12 protein-coding genes are annotated in these 15,804 nt (G+C 62.6%); 6 read left to right on the forward strand and 6 right to left on the reverse strand.

Features of this window, described 5'->3' with window-relative positions:
• Positions 1-360 precede the first annotated feature (360 nt).
• The 6 genes from HU767_RS16385 (at position 361) to cmoB (ending at position 7,487) form a co-directional block, all read left to right on the forward strand.
• On the forward strand, positions 361-1,674 hold the full coding sequence (locus tag HU767_RS16385; RefSeq protein WP_186705435.1) for an MFS transporter: 1,314 nt from the start codon (positions 361-363) through the stop codon (positions 1,672-1,674).
• A 222-nt stretch (positions 1,675-1,896) separates the two neighbouring features.
• Positions 1,897-4,311, forward strand: a complete 2,415-nt coding sequence (lon, locus tag HU767_RS16390; protein ID WP_238349486.1) for an endopeptidase La — start codon at positions 1,897-1,899, stop codon at positions 4,309-4,311.
• 218 nt (positions 4,312-4,529) lie between these two features.
• Entirely contained in the window at positions 4,530-4,922 is a 393-nt protein-coding gene (locus HU767_RS16395) for a protease inhibitor I42 family protein (protein ID WP_186705434.1), read from the forward strand.
• A 2-nt stretch (positions 4,923-4,924) separates the two neighbouring features.
• The gene (locus HU767_RS16400; RefSeq protein WP_186705433.1) at positions 4,925-5,560 is read left to right on the forward strand and encodes a lysoplasmalogenase; all 636 of its coding nucleotides are present in this window, start codon (positions 4,925-4,927) and stop codon (positions 5,558-5,560) included.
• A gap of 230 nt (positions 5,561-5,790) precedes the next feature.
• A complete protein-coding gene (gene cmoA / locus HU767_RS16405; protein ID WP_053118678.1) occupies positions 5,791-6,534 on the forward strand; it encodes a carboxy-S-adenosyl-L-methionine synthase CmoA in 744 nt (247 codons plus the stop codon).
• Positions 6,531-7,487: a tRNA 5-methoxyuridine(34)/uridine 5-oxyacetic acid(34) synthase CmoB gene (cmoB, locus tag HU767_RS16410; protein WP_186705432.1), complete on the forward strand. Its 957-nt coding sequence runs from the start codon at positions 6,531-6,533 to the stop codon at positions 7,485-7,487. The genes cmoA and cmoB overlap by 4 nt, the downstream gene beginning before the upstream one ends.
• A 197-nt stretch (positions 7,488-7,684) precedes the next feature.
• Here cmoB and tadA read toward each other — a convergent pair whose 3' ends face one another.
• From tadA to treC, 6 genes are all read right to left on the reverse strand, one after another.
• Positions 7,685-8,182 carry a tRNA adenosine(34) deaminase TadA gene (gene tadA, locus HU767_RS16415; protein ID WP_186705431.1) on the reverse strand — a complete coding sequence of 166 codons (498 nt, stop codon included), beginning with the start codon at positions 8,180-8,182 and terminating at the stop codon, positions 7,685-7,687.
• Positions 8,182-9,558, reverse strand: a complete 1,377-nt coding sequence (locus HU767_RS16420) for a multicopper oxidase family protein (protein ID WP_186729992.1) — start codon at positions 9,556-9,558, stop codon at positions 8,182-8,184. Before HU767_RS16420 ends, tadA begins: the two co-directional genes overlap by 1 nt.
• Positions 9,559-9,880: 322 nt before the next feature.
• Positions 9,881-10,168, reverse strand: a complete 288-nt coding sequence (locus HU767_RS16425) for a PTS transporter subunit EIIB (protein ID WP_186705429.1) — start codon at positions 10,166-10,168, stop codon at positions 9,881-9,883.
• A gap of 2 nt (positions 10,169-10,170) precedes the next feature.
• On the reverse strand, positions 10,171-12,705 hold the full coding sequence (gene ptsP, locus HU767_RS16430) for a phosphoenolpyruvate--protein phosphotransferase (RefSeq protein ID WP_186729993.1): 2,535 nt from the start codon (positions 12,703-12,705) through the stop codon (positions 10,171-10,173).
• Between the two features lie 71 nt (positions 12,706-12,776).
• A complete protein-coding gene (locus HU767_RS16435) occupies positions 12,777-14,000 on the reverse strand; it encodes a carbohydrate porin (RefSeq protein ID WP_186705427.1) in 1,224 nt (407 codons plus the stop codon).
• A gap of 143 nt (positions 14,001-14,143) precedes the next feature.
• Complete coding sequence (gene treC / locus HU767_RS16440; RefSeq protein ID WP_186729994.1) at positions 14,144-15,790, reverse strand: alpha,alpha-phosphotrehalase; 1,647 nt, start codon at positions 15,788-15,790, stop codon at positions 14,144-14,146.
• Positions 15,791-15,804 lie beyond the last annotated feature (14 nt).

Below are 15,804 nucleotides of genomic sequence, written 5' to 3' on the forward strand. Positions count from 1 at the left end.
CCCCAAAAGCAGCCCCCAACTTACCTGATACACCGAGTGATATGGTTTCAGGGCCGCTTCGCAGCCCAGCGGGAGCAAGCTCCCTCGCCACAAAAAAGCTCAGCGCACCCTTCAATATTGTGTACGGGCTCACTTGTTGATTCATTACCCCCCTTCCTATACTCAACCCGCTTACCCAGCCCCGCCCGAACCCCGTGCCTACCCCGCACTTGGCTGGTTCCGGCCAGACCATCGGCAAGATCCGCAGCAACCCTGGGACTGTTCCTACCCGAAACAGCGACGGGATACCCGCCCACATCCCTGGGGGTTCGACCATAATAATTCGCTCCAACGGAGCATATGACTGTCAGGGATAACCGCATGACGACCGCTACCTGCAACGAGGCAGTGACTGCCCAGCCGACCAACTCGGCCACCCGCGTGGCGACCGCGAGCTTCATCGGCACCGCCATCGAGTTCTACGATTTCTACGTCTACGCCACGGCTGCGGCCTTGGTGATCGGGCCAGTGTTCTTTCCGCAAACCTCAGGCACGGCACAGATGCTGTCGTCCTTCCTGACGTTCGGCATCGCCTTCCTCGCCCGTCCGCTGGGTTCGGCGCTGTTCGGCCATTTCGGCGACCGGATCGGGCGCAAGTCCACATTGGTGGCGTCCTTGCTGCTGATGGGCGTGTGCACCACGCTCATCGGCGTGTTGCCCGGCTATGCCAGTATTGGCGCCTGGGCACCGATCCTCCTGTGCGTGCTGCGTTTCGGCCAAGGCCTGGGGTTGGGCGGCGAATGGGGCGGCGCGGCGCTGCTTGCCACCGAGAACGCCCCTAAAGGCAAGCGTGCCTGGTTCGGCATGTTCCCCCAACTGGGGCCCTCCATCGGCTTCCTGGCGGCCAACGGCTTGTTCCTGACCCTGGCCATGAGCCTGGACGACGAGCAATTCCGCTCCTGGGGCTGGCGAATTCCGTTCCTGCTCAGCGCCGTGCTGGTGATCGTCGGCCTCTACGTGCGCCTCAAGCTCCACGAAACCCCGGTGTTCGCCAATGCCGTGGCCCGCCAGGAGCGAGTCAAGGTGCCGCTGGTCGAGCTGTTCAGCCAGTATTGGGCGCCAACGCTGCTGGGCGCGGCGGCGATGGTGGTGTGTTACGCGCTGTTCTACATCTCGACGGTATTCTCCCTGAGCTACGGCGTGTCCACCCTCGGCTACAGTCGCGAAACATTCCTGGGCCTGTTGTGCTTTGCCGTGCTGTTCATGGCCGCTGCGACCCCGTTGTCCGCCTGGGCCAGCGACCGCTACGGCCGCAAACCGATCCTGATCATTGGCGGCCTGCTGGCGATTGCCTCGGGATTCCTCATGGAACCCTTGCTGACCCACGGTTCCACGGGCGGCGTGGCGTTGTTCCTGTGCATCGAGCTGTTCCTGATGGGGGTGACCTTCGCCCCCATGGGTGCCTTGCTGCCGGAACTGTTTCCGACTCATGTGCGCTACACCGGCGCCTCGGCAGCCTACAACCTGGGCGGCATCGTCGGCGCCTCGGCCGCGCCATTCTTCGCCCAGAAACTGGTGGCGATGGGCGGCTTGAGCTATGTCGGAGGCTATGTTTCAGCGGCCGCGCTGCTCAGCGTCATCGCGGTGTTGTGCTTGAAGGAAACTCGTCATAACGACTTGAATCGGGTCGCCTGACGCGCCTCCCGTAGGAGCTGCCGCAGGCTCGGGCCGCGTTCGGACGATCTTTTGATCTTTCGCTTGGAATCCAAGCGTCAGGGGAAAGATCGCAGCCTCGCTTCGCTCGACAGCTCCTACGGACCGACGCCCGCCATGAAATAACCGTTAACAATCCCCCACCATTGAAACCACCCCCCACCTGCCCCATCTAAGACCCATACCCCATTGCGCAGGTGCCCCATGAGCGACCAGCACTCTACTGAAGCCACTCACGAATACGCTGACTCCGAACACGTCGAACACACCTCCTCCGGTACCGGCCTGGCCCTGCCCGGCCAGAACCTGCCGGACAAGGTCTACATCATCCCCATCCACAATCGCCCCTTCTTCCCGGCCCAGGTGCTGCCGGTCATCGTCAACGAAGAACCGTGGGCCGAGACCCTGGAGCTGGTGGCCAAGTCCGAACATCATTCCCTGGCGTTGTTTTTCATGGACACGCCCCAGGAAGACCCGCGTCATTTCGACACCTCGAAGCTGCCGCTGTACGGCACGCTGGTGAAGGTGCACCACGCCAGCCGGGAAGCCGGCAAATTGCAGTTTGTCGCCCAGGGCCTGACCCGCGTGCGCATCCGCACCTGGCTCAAGCACCATCGCCCACCGTATCTGGTGGAGGTCGAATACCCGCACCAGCCGAGCGAGCCGACCGACGAGGTCAAGGCCTACGGCATGGCGCTGATCAATGCGATCAAGGAACTGCTGCCGCTCAATCCGCTGTACAGCGAAGAGCTGAAGAACTACCTCAACCGCTTCAGCCCCAACGATCCTTCGCCACTCACCGACTTTGCCGCCGCGCTCACCTCCGCCACCGGCAATGAGCTGCAGGAAGTGCTCGACTGCGTGCCCATGCTCAAGCGCATGGAAAAAGTGCTGCCAATGCTGCGCAAGGAAGTCGAAGTGGCGCGGTTGCAGAAAGAGATTTCCGCCGAGGTCAATAACAAGATCGGCGAACATCAGCGCCAGTTCTTCCTCAAGGAGCAGCTCAAGGTCATCCAGCAGGAACTGGGGCTGACCAAGGACGACCGCAGCGCCGACCTCGAGCAGTTCGAGCAGCGGCTGGAAGGCAAAGTGTTGTCGGCCCAGGCGCAAAAGCGTATCGAAGAGGAGATGAACAAACTCTCGATCCTGGAAACCGGCTCGCCGGAATACGCCGTCACCCGCAATTACCTGGATTGGGCGACGTCGGTGCCGTGGGGCGTGTATGGCCAGGACAAACTCGACCTCAAGCATGCGCGCAAGGTGCTCGACCAGCACCACGCCGGCCTGGACGACATCAAGGACCGCATCCTCGAATTCCTCGCCGTCGGTGCCTATAAAGGCGAGATCAGCGGTTCCATCGTGCTGCTGGTGGGCCCACCGGGCGTGGGCAAGACCAGTGTCGGCAAGTCCATCGCCGAATCCCTGGGCCGGCCGTTCTACCGCTTCAGTGTCGGCGGCATGCGCGATGAAGCCGAGATCAAGGGCCATCGGCGCACCTACATCGGTGCCCAGCCGGGCAAGCTGGTGCAGGCCCTCAAGGATGTCGAAGTGATGAACCCGGTGATCATGCTCGACGAAATCGACAAGATGGGCCAGAGCTACCAGGGCGACCCGGCTTCGGCCTTGCTCGAGACCCTCGACCCGGAACAGAACGTCGAATTCCTCGACCACTATCTGGACCTGCGCCTGGACCTGTCGAAAGTGCTCTTCGTGTGCACCGCCAACACCCTGGACTCGATCCCCGGGCCGCTGCTGGACCGGATGGAAGTGATCCGCCTGTCGGGCTACATCACCGAAGAAAAAGTCGCCATCGCCAAGCGCCACCTGTGGCCCAAGCAACTGGCCAAGGCCGGCGTGTCCAAGGGCAGCCTGAGCATCAACGACAGCGCCCTCAAGGCCTTGATCGACGGTTACGCCCGCGAGGCCGGGGTGCGACAGTTGGAGAAACAGCTGGGCAAACTGGTGCGCAAGGCGGTGATGAAGCTGATCGAAGAGCCAAAAGCGGTGATCAAGCTCGGGCCGAAGGATCTTGAGACGTCCCTGGGCAAGCCGGTGTTCCGCAACGAACAGGTACTGTCTGGCGTCGGGGTGATCACCGGCCTGGCCTGGACCAGCATGGGCGGCGCGACCTTGCCGATCGAAGCGACGCGCATCCACACCCTCAATCGCGGCTTCAAGCTGACCGGGCAACTGGGCGAGGTGATGAAGGAGTCGGCGGAAATCGCCCACAGCTACGTCAGTTCGCACCTGAAGCAATTTGGCGGCGATCCGAAGTTCTTCGACGAGGCCTTCGTTCACCTGCATGTGCCGGAAGGCGCCACGCCCAAGGACGGCCCGAGCGCCGGCGTCACCATGGCCAGCGCCTTGCTGTCCCTGGCTCGCAACCAGCCGCCGAAAAAAGGCGTGGCCATGACCGGCGAACTGACCCTCACCGGGCATGTCCTGCCCATTGGTGGCGTGCGTGAGAAAGTCATCGCGGCGCGCCGGCAAAAGATCAACGAACTGATCCTGCCGGAAGCCAACCGGGGCAACTTCGAAGAACTGCCGGACTACCTCAAGGAAGGTGTGACGGTGCACTTTGCCAAGCGGTTTGCGGATGTGGCGAAGGTGTTGTTCTGATAGTTATGTAGCGCCTGCGTTACCGCCTTCGCGAGCAAGCCCGCTCCCACAGTGGAATTTGTGTCGTTCACAAAACTTGTGATCCACACCAATACCTAATGTGGGAGCGGGCTTGCTCGCGAAGGCGGCATCAGCAACGACACATGCCCATCTGACACACCCAGTAGCATCTTCGGTTATGCTCGCCGTTCGTCGTAAACGCCGGAGCCGTTACCCTTATGTCCCTCACTCGCCTGCTCGTCCCCCTCAGCCTCGCGCTGCTGAGCGCCTGCGCCACGCAAACCAGCCACAACGTGACCGTGGAAAAACTGAGCCAGTGCCCGGTCAGGCTCAACAACGGACAGAACCTGATCCTGAGCCTGCCCAGCAACCCCAGCACCGGTTATCGCTGGGCGATCCAGGATTCAGCGGGAGGCGTGTTGAAAGGTTTGGGGCCGGAGGTCTATCGCAACCCGGAAGACGCCGGCATCGTTGGCGCCGCCGGTGTCTCGACCTGGCGCTTCCAGGCGTTCAACGCCGGTACCGGGCGCTTGCGCCTGACTTATCAACAGCCTTGGGCGCCGGAAGTGCCGCCGGTGGAAACCTTTGACTGCGCCATTGCGGTGAACTGACCGTGGGTTGGCTGATCCTCGCACTGATGGGTGCGGCCACCTACCTGTACGGCCTGGCCATGCATGCCACGCTGCTGTGCCTGCTGGTCAAGCCCATGCCGGTGCTGGCCCTGCTCGGCTGGCTGCACGATGCGCAGCCGGGCGACTATCGACGCTGGATCAGCCTCGGGCTGATTTTTTCCCTGGTGGGCGATGTGCTGCTGGCCTGGCCGGGGGATCTGTTCGTGTTCGGCCTCGGCGCGTTTCTGCTGGCGCACCTGGCCTACCTGAAAGCCTACCTCAGCGACTGTCGCCGTCCGGCACTGCGGCCGTTGGCCCTGGCCTTGGGCATCGGCGCGGTGCTGTTGGGGATCCTGGTGTCGAGCGGTCTCGGGCCGTTACTGGTGCCGGTGGTGGTTTATGGTTTGGCCATCAGCGCCATGCTCTGGCGAGCGTTGGCAAGATTGGGCACCGATGTACCCAAGCGTTCGGCCTGGCTAGCCGCCGCCGGGGCCCTGGCCTTTGTGTTTTCCGACAGCCTGATCGGCATCAACCGGTTCGTGCAGCCCTTCCATGCCGCGCCTTACCTGATCATCATCAGTTACTGGCTGGGCCAATGGGGCATTACCGCGTCGGCGTTCCCGCAAAAGCAGCACTGAACAAAGATTAATGTGGTAGCAGAGCTCTGTGGGAGCAAGGCTTGCCCGCGATAAAGGCACCGCGGTCTATAGCAAGACCGCATTATCGTTCATCGCGGGCAAGCCTTGCTCCCACAGGCCTTGCTCCCACACAGCCTTGCTCCCCCAGGCCTTGCCCCCACAAAGCTCGCTCCCACAGGTTTTTTGGTTAAAATGCCGGCCTTTTCACCACCCATGCCGCTGGAACCGCCGTGAGCAAAGACCCCGACCGTCTATTCGCCCAACCCCTGGCCCAAGTGCCGGACTTCGCCTTCAACGAGGACGTGGTGCGGGTGTTCCCGGACATGATCAAGCGTTCCGTGCCGGGTTACCCGACCATCGTCGAAAACCTCGGCGTGCTCGCCGCGCAATTCGCCCAGCCCAATAGCGTGCTCTACGACCTTGGCTCGTCCCTGGGCGCCGTGACCCAGGCCCTGCGCCGTCATGTGCGCACCGACGGTTGCCGGGTGATCGCGGTGGATAACTCGGCGGCGATGGTCGAACGCTGCCGTGAATACCTCAACGGCCAGGACTCGATGTTCCAAGAGCTGCTGCCGGTGGAAGTGATCGAAGGCGACATCCTCGCCCTGGCGTTCCAGCCGGCCTCGGTGGTGGCGCTGAATTTCACCCTGCAATTCATCGCGCCGGACCAACGCACAGCACTGTTGAGCCGCATTCGCCAGTCCCTGCTGCCAGGCGGCGCCCTGATCCTCTCGGAAAAGCTACGCTTCAACGACGCCGAGGAACACGCCCTGCTCACCGACCTGCACGTGGCGTTCAAGCGCGCCAACGGCTACAGCGAGCTGGAAATTGCCCAGAAACGCAGCGCCATCGAAAACGTCATGAAGCCCGACAGCCTCGAAGAACACCGCGAGCGCCTCTTGGCGGCCGGGTTCTCGAAAGTCGTGCCGTGGTTCCAGTGTCTTAACTTCGCCTCGTTGATTGCCCTGCCATGATCGATCTGTCCCCCCTCGCCCGCCATCTGGCCGGCACACCCCTGGCCGATTGGGCCGCGACGCTGCAGACGCAACTCGACAGCAAGATGGAAAAGGGCCACGGCGACCTGGAGCGCTGGCAAAGCGCCCTCGATGCGCTGCCGGTCTTGCAACCCACCACCGTCGACCTGCTGAACGGCCTGACGCTCGACGCTGATTGCTCCGACGAAACCCGTGGGCAAATGCGTACCGCGCTGATGGGCCTGTCACCCTGGCGCAAAGGGCCGTTCGACCTGTTCGGCGTGCACGTGGACACCGAATGGCGCTCGGACTGGAAGTGGTCGCGGGTGGCGCCGCACTTGGATCTCAAGGGCAAGCGCATCCTCGATGTGGGCTGCGGCAATGGCTACTACATGTGGCGCATGCTCGGCGCCGGGGCCGACACGGTGATCGGCGTCGACCCCAACTGGCTGTTCTTCTGCCAGTTCCAGGCGGTGCAGCGCTACCTGTCGCAGCCCAACGCCTGGCATCTGCCGTTCCCCTTCGAGGCCCTGCCAGCGGAACTGGAAGGCTTCGACACCGTGTTCTCCATGGGCGTGTTCTACCACCGCCGCTCGCCGATTGAACACTTGCTGGCCTTGAAGGATTGCCTGGTCAAGGGCGGTGAACTGGTGCTGGAAACCTTGGTGATCGAAGGCGACGAACATCAGGTGCTGGTGCCCGAAGACCGCTATGCGCAGATGCGCAACGTGTGGTTCCTGCCGTCGGTCCCGGCCCTGGAACGCTGGCTGCGCCGCGCCGGGTTCAGCGATGTGCGTTGCGTGGACGTGAGCCTGACGACCGTGGAAGAACAGCGCAGCACCGAGTGGATGAAATATCAGTCCCTGAGCGACTTCCTCGACCCCGCCGACCACAGCAAGACCATCGAAGGGCTGCCAGCGCCGATGCGGGCGGTGATTGTGGCGCGTAAATAAATCGCCCGAGCCCCTGTGGGAGAACAGCCTGCTCACTTAAGGGCTGCCAATCATTGTGGCGAGGGAGCTTGCTCCCGCTCGGCTGCGCAGCAGTCGTAAAAGCTGCCAACCGATTTTTCCTGATGCACTGTGTTGAATGGTTTGGGGCTGCTGCGCAGCCCAGCGGGAGCAAGCTCCCTCGCCACAAGGGTATGTGTTCAACCTTGCGATTTGGCTCTTCGGGCCTTGAAGAACTCGCTAAGCACCGTACTGCACTCCTCAGCCAACACCCCGCCCTCGAACAGCACCCGATGGTTCAGGAAGCCCTGGCTGAAGAACTGCCCCTGGCTCTGCACGATGCCGGCCTTGGGCTCCAAGGCGCCATAGACGACCCGGGCGATGCGTGAATGGACGATCAAGCCGGCGCACATGCTGCACGGTTCCAGCGTCACGTACAGCGTGCTGCCGGGCAGACGATAGTTGCTCACGGCCTGGGCGGCGGCGCGGATCGCGACCATTTCGGCGTGGGCGCTGGGGTCGTGACCACTGATCGGGCAGTTGAAGCCGCGCCCAATGATTTCACCGTCCTGCACCAGCACTGCGCCCACCGGCACTTCGCCCAGGGCGGCGCCTTGTGCGGCAAGGGCCAGCGCTTCGCGCATGAAGTCCTGGTCACGGCTGCGGTCGATGATCTTGGCGGGGCGAATCTGGCGCATCACGCCACCTCGATGGCGGCCATCAGGCCGGTTTCCATGTGATCGATCACATGGCAGTGGAACATCCACACGCCCGGATTATCCGCCACCAGCGCCACCTGCGCCCGCTCGTTCTTGCCCAGCAAGTAGGTGTCAGTGAAATACGGCACGACCTTGTGCCGGTTCGACGCAATCACCTTGAAGCTCATGCCGTGCAAATGGATCGGGTGCTGGTACTGGGTCATATTCTTCAATTCGAAAATGTAGCTCTGGCCTTTCTTCAGCGTGGCGATCGGCCGGTCGGCGCAGGTCTTGTCGGTGATGTCCCAAGCCTTGCCGTTGATTTGCCACAGGCTTGGCGGTTTGCCGTTGTCGACATTCACCGACACCGAGCCGACCCATTCGAAATTGAAGTTGAGTTTCTCGGCATTGGCCAGGTCCGGCTCGGCCACCGGGTTGGGCGGCAATGCTGGCGGCCATGGCGCCGGCGCGTCATTGTTGGACACCGAACGCAGCGTCCCCAGGCGCACCGGGCCGTTGCGCAGCGATAACGCCTCGCCAGCCGGCGGTGCCTTGATCGCCAGGCAAATGCGCATGCCTGGCCCCAGCCAGTATTCCTTGCCCAACGGGCGCGGTTCGATGGGGTTGCCATCCAGCGCATAGATCTGCGCTTCAACACCGGGAATGTTGATGCGGTAAGTCAGGGTGTTATCAAGGTTGAGCAAACGCACCCGGGTGATCTGCCCGGCCGGCAGGTCAATCACCGCTTGCGGCACGCCGTTGATAGTCGACAGCCGCCCGGCCGTGCCGCCACGGGCCGCCTCGCGGGGAATGCTGAACGCGACGAACTCGCCCTGCTCATCCACATGCCAGCTCTTGAGGCTCAGGGTCTGCTCGTATTTGAAACCGGTGGGCTCGCGCTCTTCGATGATCAACGGCCCCACCAGCCCACGCCCGAGTTCTTCGCTGCTGTTGACGTGGGGGTGATACCAATAGCTGCCGGCGTCCGGCACACGGAATTTGTAATCGAAGTACTCGCCCGGCAGCACCGGCAGTTGCGAGACATAGGGCACGCCGTCCATCTCCAGCGGCAAACGAATCCCGTGCCAATGGATGGTGGTGGCGACCGGCAGATGGTTGATGAAACGAACCCGCAACCATTCGCCCTGGCGCACCCGCAGCTCGGTACCCGGCGCCGAAGGGCCAAACGCCCAGGCCTGGGTCTTGTGCCCGGCCACCAGTTCCACATCCAAGGGCGCGGCGATCAATTCATAGTCGTGACCGGCCTCGGCATCCGTCCTTTTGCCCAACCAGTACCGTGACGCGCCGCCTGCACCCACACCAACGACAACAAGACCGGCCAGGCCACCGAGTATTTGGCGACGGGTAAAGGACATGAACGCAACCACCTATTGAATCCGCGCGAACCGTTGGGCCCGCAAAAGGCGAATACGATACACCCGCAGATGAGAAACGGTAAGGAAACCAAGATGAAAAAAACGTGTAGTGGTCATTTCCCGACAGATGAATGAATCGAGCGCTCAGCGCTTCGCCCCCAGCGGGAGCAAGCTCCCTCGCCACGGTTTTGCGGTGGCGGGAGCGGTGAGGCGAACCTTCAGAATTCCATTACCGCAAAACTACGAACGCCCCCCACGCCGAAACACGCTCTTGTGGCGAGGGAGCTTGCTCCCGCTGGACTGCGCAGCAGCCCCTCTACAGTCAGCCTTGCAAGCCGGTGATCAGGTGCACTACGCCGTTGTTCAGCGTCATTACCGCCGCCACACCCGCGCCGCTCAACCCGGCCCGATCGATCCGTGCCACATCCCACAGTTCCACCCGCAGTCGCGTCAACGCCACAGGTTGATGGGACTTGAGGTTTTCCGCGCCGCCCAACGCAGCAATGAGGGCCGGCGCCAGCCCGTCAACCGTTGCCGGCCGCTTGGGTTCTTCCGGGACCAGGTCCGGGGTCAAGGCTTTCCAGAAGGTCTGTTGTAGTTTGTCGAACATGTTCAATGCTCCATGGCCAGGGTGGCCGGGGTGGCCGTGGATGAGTGAATACGCAGGAGGTCACGCACCTGCTCGGCGCTTTCCTGGCCCAAGGCCTCTTGGGCCAGCGTTCGGCACTCGCTCAGGTTCCATTCACGCACGCAGGCCTTGATCGCCGGAATCAGCGGCACACTGACTGACAACTCGTCCACGCCCAACCCCAACAACAGCGGCACCGCCAGGGGTTCCGAGGCCAGCGCGCCACACACCCCGACCCATTTGCCATGGGCGCGAGCGGCCTCGGCGGTACGGGCGATCAGGCGCAACACCGAGGGATGCAGGCTGTCGGCCTGGCTGGCCAAACGTGGATGGTCACGGTCCATGGCCAGGGTGTATTGGGTCAGGTCGTTGGTGCCGATGGAAAAGAAATCCACTTCAGGGGCAAACAGATCGGCCATCAGCGCCGCCGCCGGCACTTCGATCATGATGCCCAGCTTCGGCGCCTGCGTGAGTCCCAACTGACGGACCTCTTCATCCAGCATTTGCCGCGCCAGGCGCAGCTCCGCCAGGTGCGTGACCATGGGCAGCATGATGTGCAGCCGTGCCAGCCCCGAACAGGCGAGGATTGCCCGGAATTGTTCGCGCAATAACTGGGGTCGCTCCAGGCACAAGCGAATGCCGCGCATGCCCAGGAATGGATTGGCCTCATGCGCCATCGGCACGTAAGCAAGCGGCTTGTCCCCACCCACGTCGAGGGTGCGAACCACCAGGTTGCGCTCAGGTCCGAGAACCCGGGCGACGGCGCTGTACAGGGTCGCTTGCTCGTCGTGGCCAGGTGGGTGGGCGCGATCCAGGTAGAGCAGTTCGGAGCGCAACAGTCCCACACCTTCGCCTCCAAGGGCCATGGCCTGCTCCACGTCTCGCAGCGACCCGACATTGGCACTGACCTCGACTCGATGGCCGTCCAGGGTACGAGCCGCCAGGGCCGACTGCTCCAGGTCTCGCTGATGTCGCTGGCGCTGCTGCTCAGCCGCGACCTGGCGTTGCTCGATCAAGGCCTGATCCGGGTTCACGTGCAGTTCACCGCTATCAGCGTCCAGCAGTACCCGAGTGCCGTTCTCCAGGGCCAATACGTCTTGCGCCACGCCACACAACGAGGGCAGGCCCAGCGCACGAGCCAGGATCGCGACATGGCTGGTGGCGCCGCCACCCACGGTGACAAACCCGGCGATGCGTGAGGTGTCGAGGCTGGCGGTCTGGGAGGGCGTCAGTTGCTCGGCCACCAGAATCGCCTGTTCGGGCAGGTTCCAGGCGTTGTCCTGCACGCCCAGGATCAATTTGAGTACCCGCTGCCCGACATCGGCCAGGTCCGTTGCGCGCTCGGCCAGCAAAGCGCTGCCCAATTGCAGGAACAGCGCGGCGCTTGCCTCGGTGGCGGTTTTCCAGGCGAATGCCGCGCTCTTGCCCTCGGCGATCAAGGCTTGGGCCTGCTCCAGCAAGGTGGGGTCTTCGAGCAATTCTTGATGGGCACGAAAAATCTGCGCCTGGACGCTGCCTGCCGCCTCGCCCTGTAACGCTTTCAAGGCTTGCGTCGCCTGCTCCAGTGCTTGATCCAGGGCCGCCTGCTCGGCCTCGATGCCGACGCCCGCCGCCTCGATGTCCAACACCTGGGAAGCGATCTGGACCACTTCACCAAACGCCGAGCCGGGCGATGCGCAGACACCCCGCAGCCGGCTGGGCATCGACGGTTCGACGGCAGTGATCGGCTCCAGTGTTAGCGGCGCTTGCACTGTTTCGCCGCACCCTGACAGCAGCAATTGTTCCAGCGCTTCGACGGCCTGCCCAGCCTGGGCACCGGCGGCGCTGATCTGCACACTGTCGCCCTTGGCCGTCTGCAACGCCATGATCGCCACCAGGGATTTGGCGTTGGCGCTGGCTTGCTGCTTATGCAGTTGGATATGGGCGTCGAAGCCCTTGGCCGCCTGGGCGAACACCGCGGCGGGACGGGCGTGCAGGCCACTTTCATTGGGCACGACCAGCCGCCGGGAAAACAGCACCGTGCCCGGCTGCGCCTCATCGAGCGCCCCTTGCTCACCTTGGCGCACCTGCAACAGCGGCGCGCCGCTCTCGATGCCAGTGGCCTCGTCCACGAGCAGGCTGAAGGGTTCGCCACTGACCACCAGCATCAGCGTCAACAGACTGCGCGCGTGCAAGGCGATGTAGTCGGCATCGAAATCGATCAGCGGCTGACCGGCCTCGACCCGTTGCCCCATGGTCACCCGCGAGGTGAACCCCTTGCCCGCCAGGTTGACCGTGTCCAGGCCGATATGCATCAACACCTGGACACCGTTGTCAGCGGTGATACTCACCGCATGGGCGCTGTCCTGGAGCGTGCCGACGACACCGGACAGCGGCGCGCAAAGGGTTTGCGAGGTCGGATCGATACAAATGCCATCCCCCACCACACGGCTGGAGAAAACCGGATCCGGCACGCTGTCCAAAGGCATCAAGACCCCGGACAGCGGTGCGAGCAATTGCAAGGATTGCGTTGTGTTCATGACTTCACCTGCTGCTGTCTGTTCTTTTTCGCATTGCGGGCACGCCGATCAGCGACCCGCGCCTGCACGGGTCATTTCCACCAATATTCGACCTGCAGGCCCACGTTGGAACCATGCCGCGCCCCACCAAACGCACCGGTGTCGGACAGCGCCGAGCCGGCCGCCAACTCATTGGCTGCACGCTGGGCCGCCGCGTTCCAACTGGCGTAGGTGTAATAGAGCCGTATTTCCGGGCGCGCCCAGAATTCCGGGCCCTTGGGCGACCAGGTGGGGGCAAAGGTGAATTTGCTCAGCTTGCGTGTTCCATCGTTGGCCTGCACCTGGTCGTGGCCCAGTTCGGCCACCAGCTTGAACTGATCGGTGATGGCGTACGCCGGGCGAACTCCCAACGACAGCCAGTCCTGGTCGGCACCATCGGGGCGGATGTCCTTCTGGTACACCGCCTGCACCTGCCCGCCGAAACGCGGCGTGACCTGCCAATCGAAAAACTCCACCAGACGATAGCTCTTGTTGCTGTCGTCCAGCCCGGTATCGCCGGTATAACCCAGCCCGGTGCCGGGGCCCTCGCCGTATTGCAAGGCCAGTTTATTCTTGCCACCCAGGAAGTCCTGTTGCACATGCTGGGCGGTCAGGGCCCAACCGCGGTGGGCGTCACGACGGTTCGCCCGGTCGATGAAGCTCAGGCCAAATTCCAGCTCGCCGCCGGGGTTGGTCCTGAAACCGGCGACGTTGAAGTCATGCCGGTTGACCGGGTCTTTCTGGTAGAGGTTGTCCTTGCGCGAGAAGGCGTAGCTGTATTTCAACCCGCCGATCAGCACGTCCTCGATCCCGCCACCGGTGGCGCTCTGGTTCCAGTAGTAGAAATCCGAAATATGGATGTCGTTGCGTTTGTAATACCGCCGGCCGGCCCACAACGACCCGCCGTTCAGGCTGGGCATATTCGACCATTGGGCATACATCTGCGGCATGCGCGCCGCGCCGTTTTCACCCTGGAAGGTCGGCGTGCGGTCGTAGCGGTTGTACAGCGACGCCATGCCGTCCACGCTCAACACCGAGCCATCGTCGAGGGTGAACAGATCCTGGCGCAGCTCCAATTCCCCGTACTGCTCGCACTCGTTGCCCAACCGATATTTGGTCTGCGCCCCAGGCAATTGGAAACAGGATTGGGAACGGCCATTGGTCGCGCTGCCGACGCCACTGCGCAAATAACCGGAAAACTCCAGCGCCTGAACCGGTAACGGCAGCGCCAGGCAGATACAGGACGCGGCCAGGCCACGGTTTATTATTGTTTTCATACGCCTCTCCATTGTTTCTTATTGTTGTTTGCTCCATGACTTCCCCCCTTGTTTGCCGTTTGGCCGGCGACAAGGGGCCCACGATGCGTCTGGCGCAACGTGTTCGCTGTCAGGCATTGCCTGGGTCAAGGGAAGTTTTTTATTCAGTCGCTCAGGTGCAGCACGAACGACTCGTAGGGCCGCAGGCGCAGCCGTCGGTATCGGTGTTCAGCCGCTTCGTAGTTGCCAATCACCCAGCGTTGTTTCGTCTCTTGGGTGAGGATCCCTTCGGGCAGCTCCACCTCGCAGTCGCCGCCATAAAAATGGCTGACCACCAGCAGGCGCTCACCCTGCCCTTCGCGCAGGTACGCCCACACGCGTGGATGCTCAGGCAACAGCAGGCGATAGACGCCGTCCTGGATCAAGGCTTCGCTGCGACGCAGGGCGATCAGCTCGCGGTAGTAATGCAGCACCGAGGTCGCGTCTTTTTGTTGTTGCTCGACGTTGATGAACGCGGCGTTGGCAGGCACGCCAATCCAGGGTTCGACCCGACTGAACCCCGCGTTCGGCCCAGCGCTCCATTGCATTGGCGTGCGCCCGTTGTCACGGGACTTCTGCATGATTGGCGCCATGGCCTCGGCTTCGGGGACTCCGGCGTTGCGCTTGAGGCGATAGATATTCAGGGTTTCCACATCGCGGTATTGCTCGATGTGATCGAAACCCGGATTGGTCATGCCCAGCTCCTCGCCCTGGTACACGAATGGCGTGCCCTGGAGAAACTGCAACGCCGTGGCGAGCATCTTCGCCGAAGGCACGCGGTACTCACCGTCGTCACCGAACCGCGACACCACTCGCGGCTGGTCATGGTTACACCAGAACAGCGCATTCCAGCCGTCACCGGCCTGCATGCCGACCTGCCAGTCGGACAGGATGCGTTTGAGCTCGAGAAAATCGAAGTCGGCCCGCACCCACTTTTGCAGGTTCGGATAGTCCACCTTCAGGTGATGGAAATTGAAGGTCATCGACAGTTCACAGGAGGCCGGGCACGAATAACGAACACAGTGCTCGAGGCTAGTGGACGACATCTCGCCAACGTTGATCAGGTCGAAACCCTCGAAGACTTCCCGGTGCATTTCCTGCAAGTAGCGATGCACATTGGGACCGTCGGTATAGAAACGCCGGCCGTCGGTGTGGTCGTCAGGAAAGTCGGCCGGCTTGGAAATCAGGTTGATCACATCGAGACGGAAGCCCCCCACGCCCTTGTCCCGCCAGAAACGCATCATCTTGAACACTTCGGCGCGGACCTGGGGGTTGTCCCAATTCAAGTCGGCCTGGGTATGGTCGAACAGGTGCAGGTAATACTGTCCGGTCTGCGCTTCGTATTCCCAGGCCGAGCCACCGAACTTGGACTCCCAGGTGTTCGGCTGGTCCCGCCAGATATAAAAATCGCGGTACGGGTTGTCGAGGCTGCTGCGGGCGGCCTGGAACCAGGGGTGCTCGATGGAGGTGTGATTGACCACGATGTCGAGCATCAGCTTGATACCGCGCTTGCGCGCCTCGGTGATCAACAATTCGCAATCGGCCATGGTGCCGTAGCTGGGGTCGATGGCGTAGTAGTCGCTGATGTCGTAGCCGTTGTCCCGTTGCGGCGAACGCAGGAACGGCGTCAGCCACAGGTAATCCACACCCAGCCACTGCAAGTAGTCGAGCTTGTCCACCACCCCCAGCAAATCACCAGTGGCCTGGCCGCCATGGCTGTAGAAACTCTTGGGATATATCTGGTAGATCACCGAGCGTTGCCAGTCTTGCATGTGCAATTCCTTCA

The organism is Pseudomonas sp. SWRI179, assembly GCF_014268705.1.
GTDB classification, from domain to species: Bacteria; Pseudomonadota; Gammaproteobacteria; order Pseudomonadales; family Pseudomonadaceae; genus Aquipseudomonas; species Aquipseudomonas zanjanensis.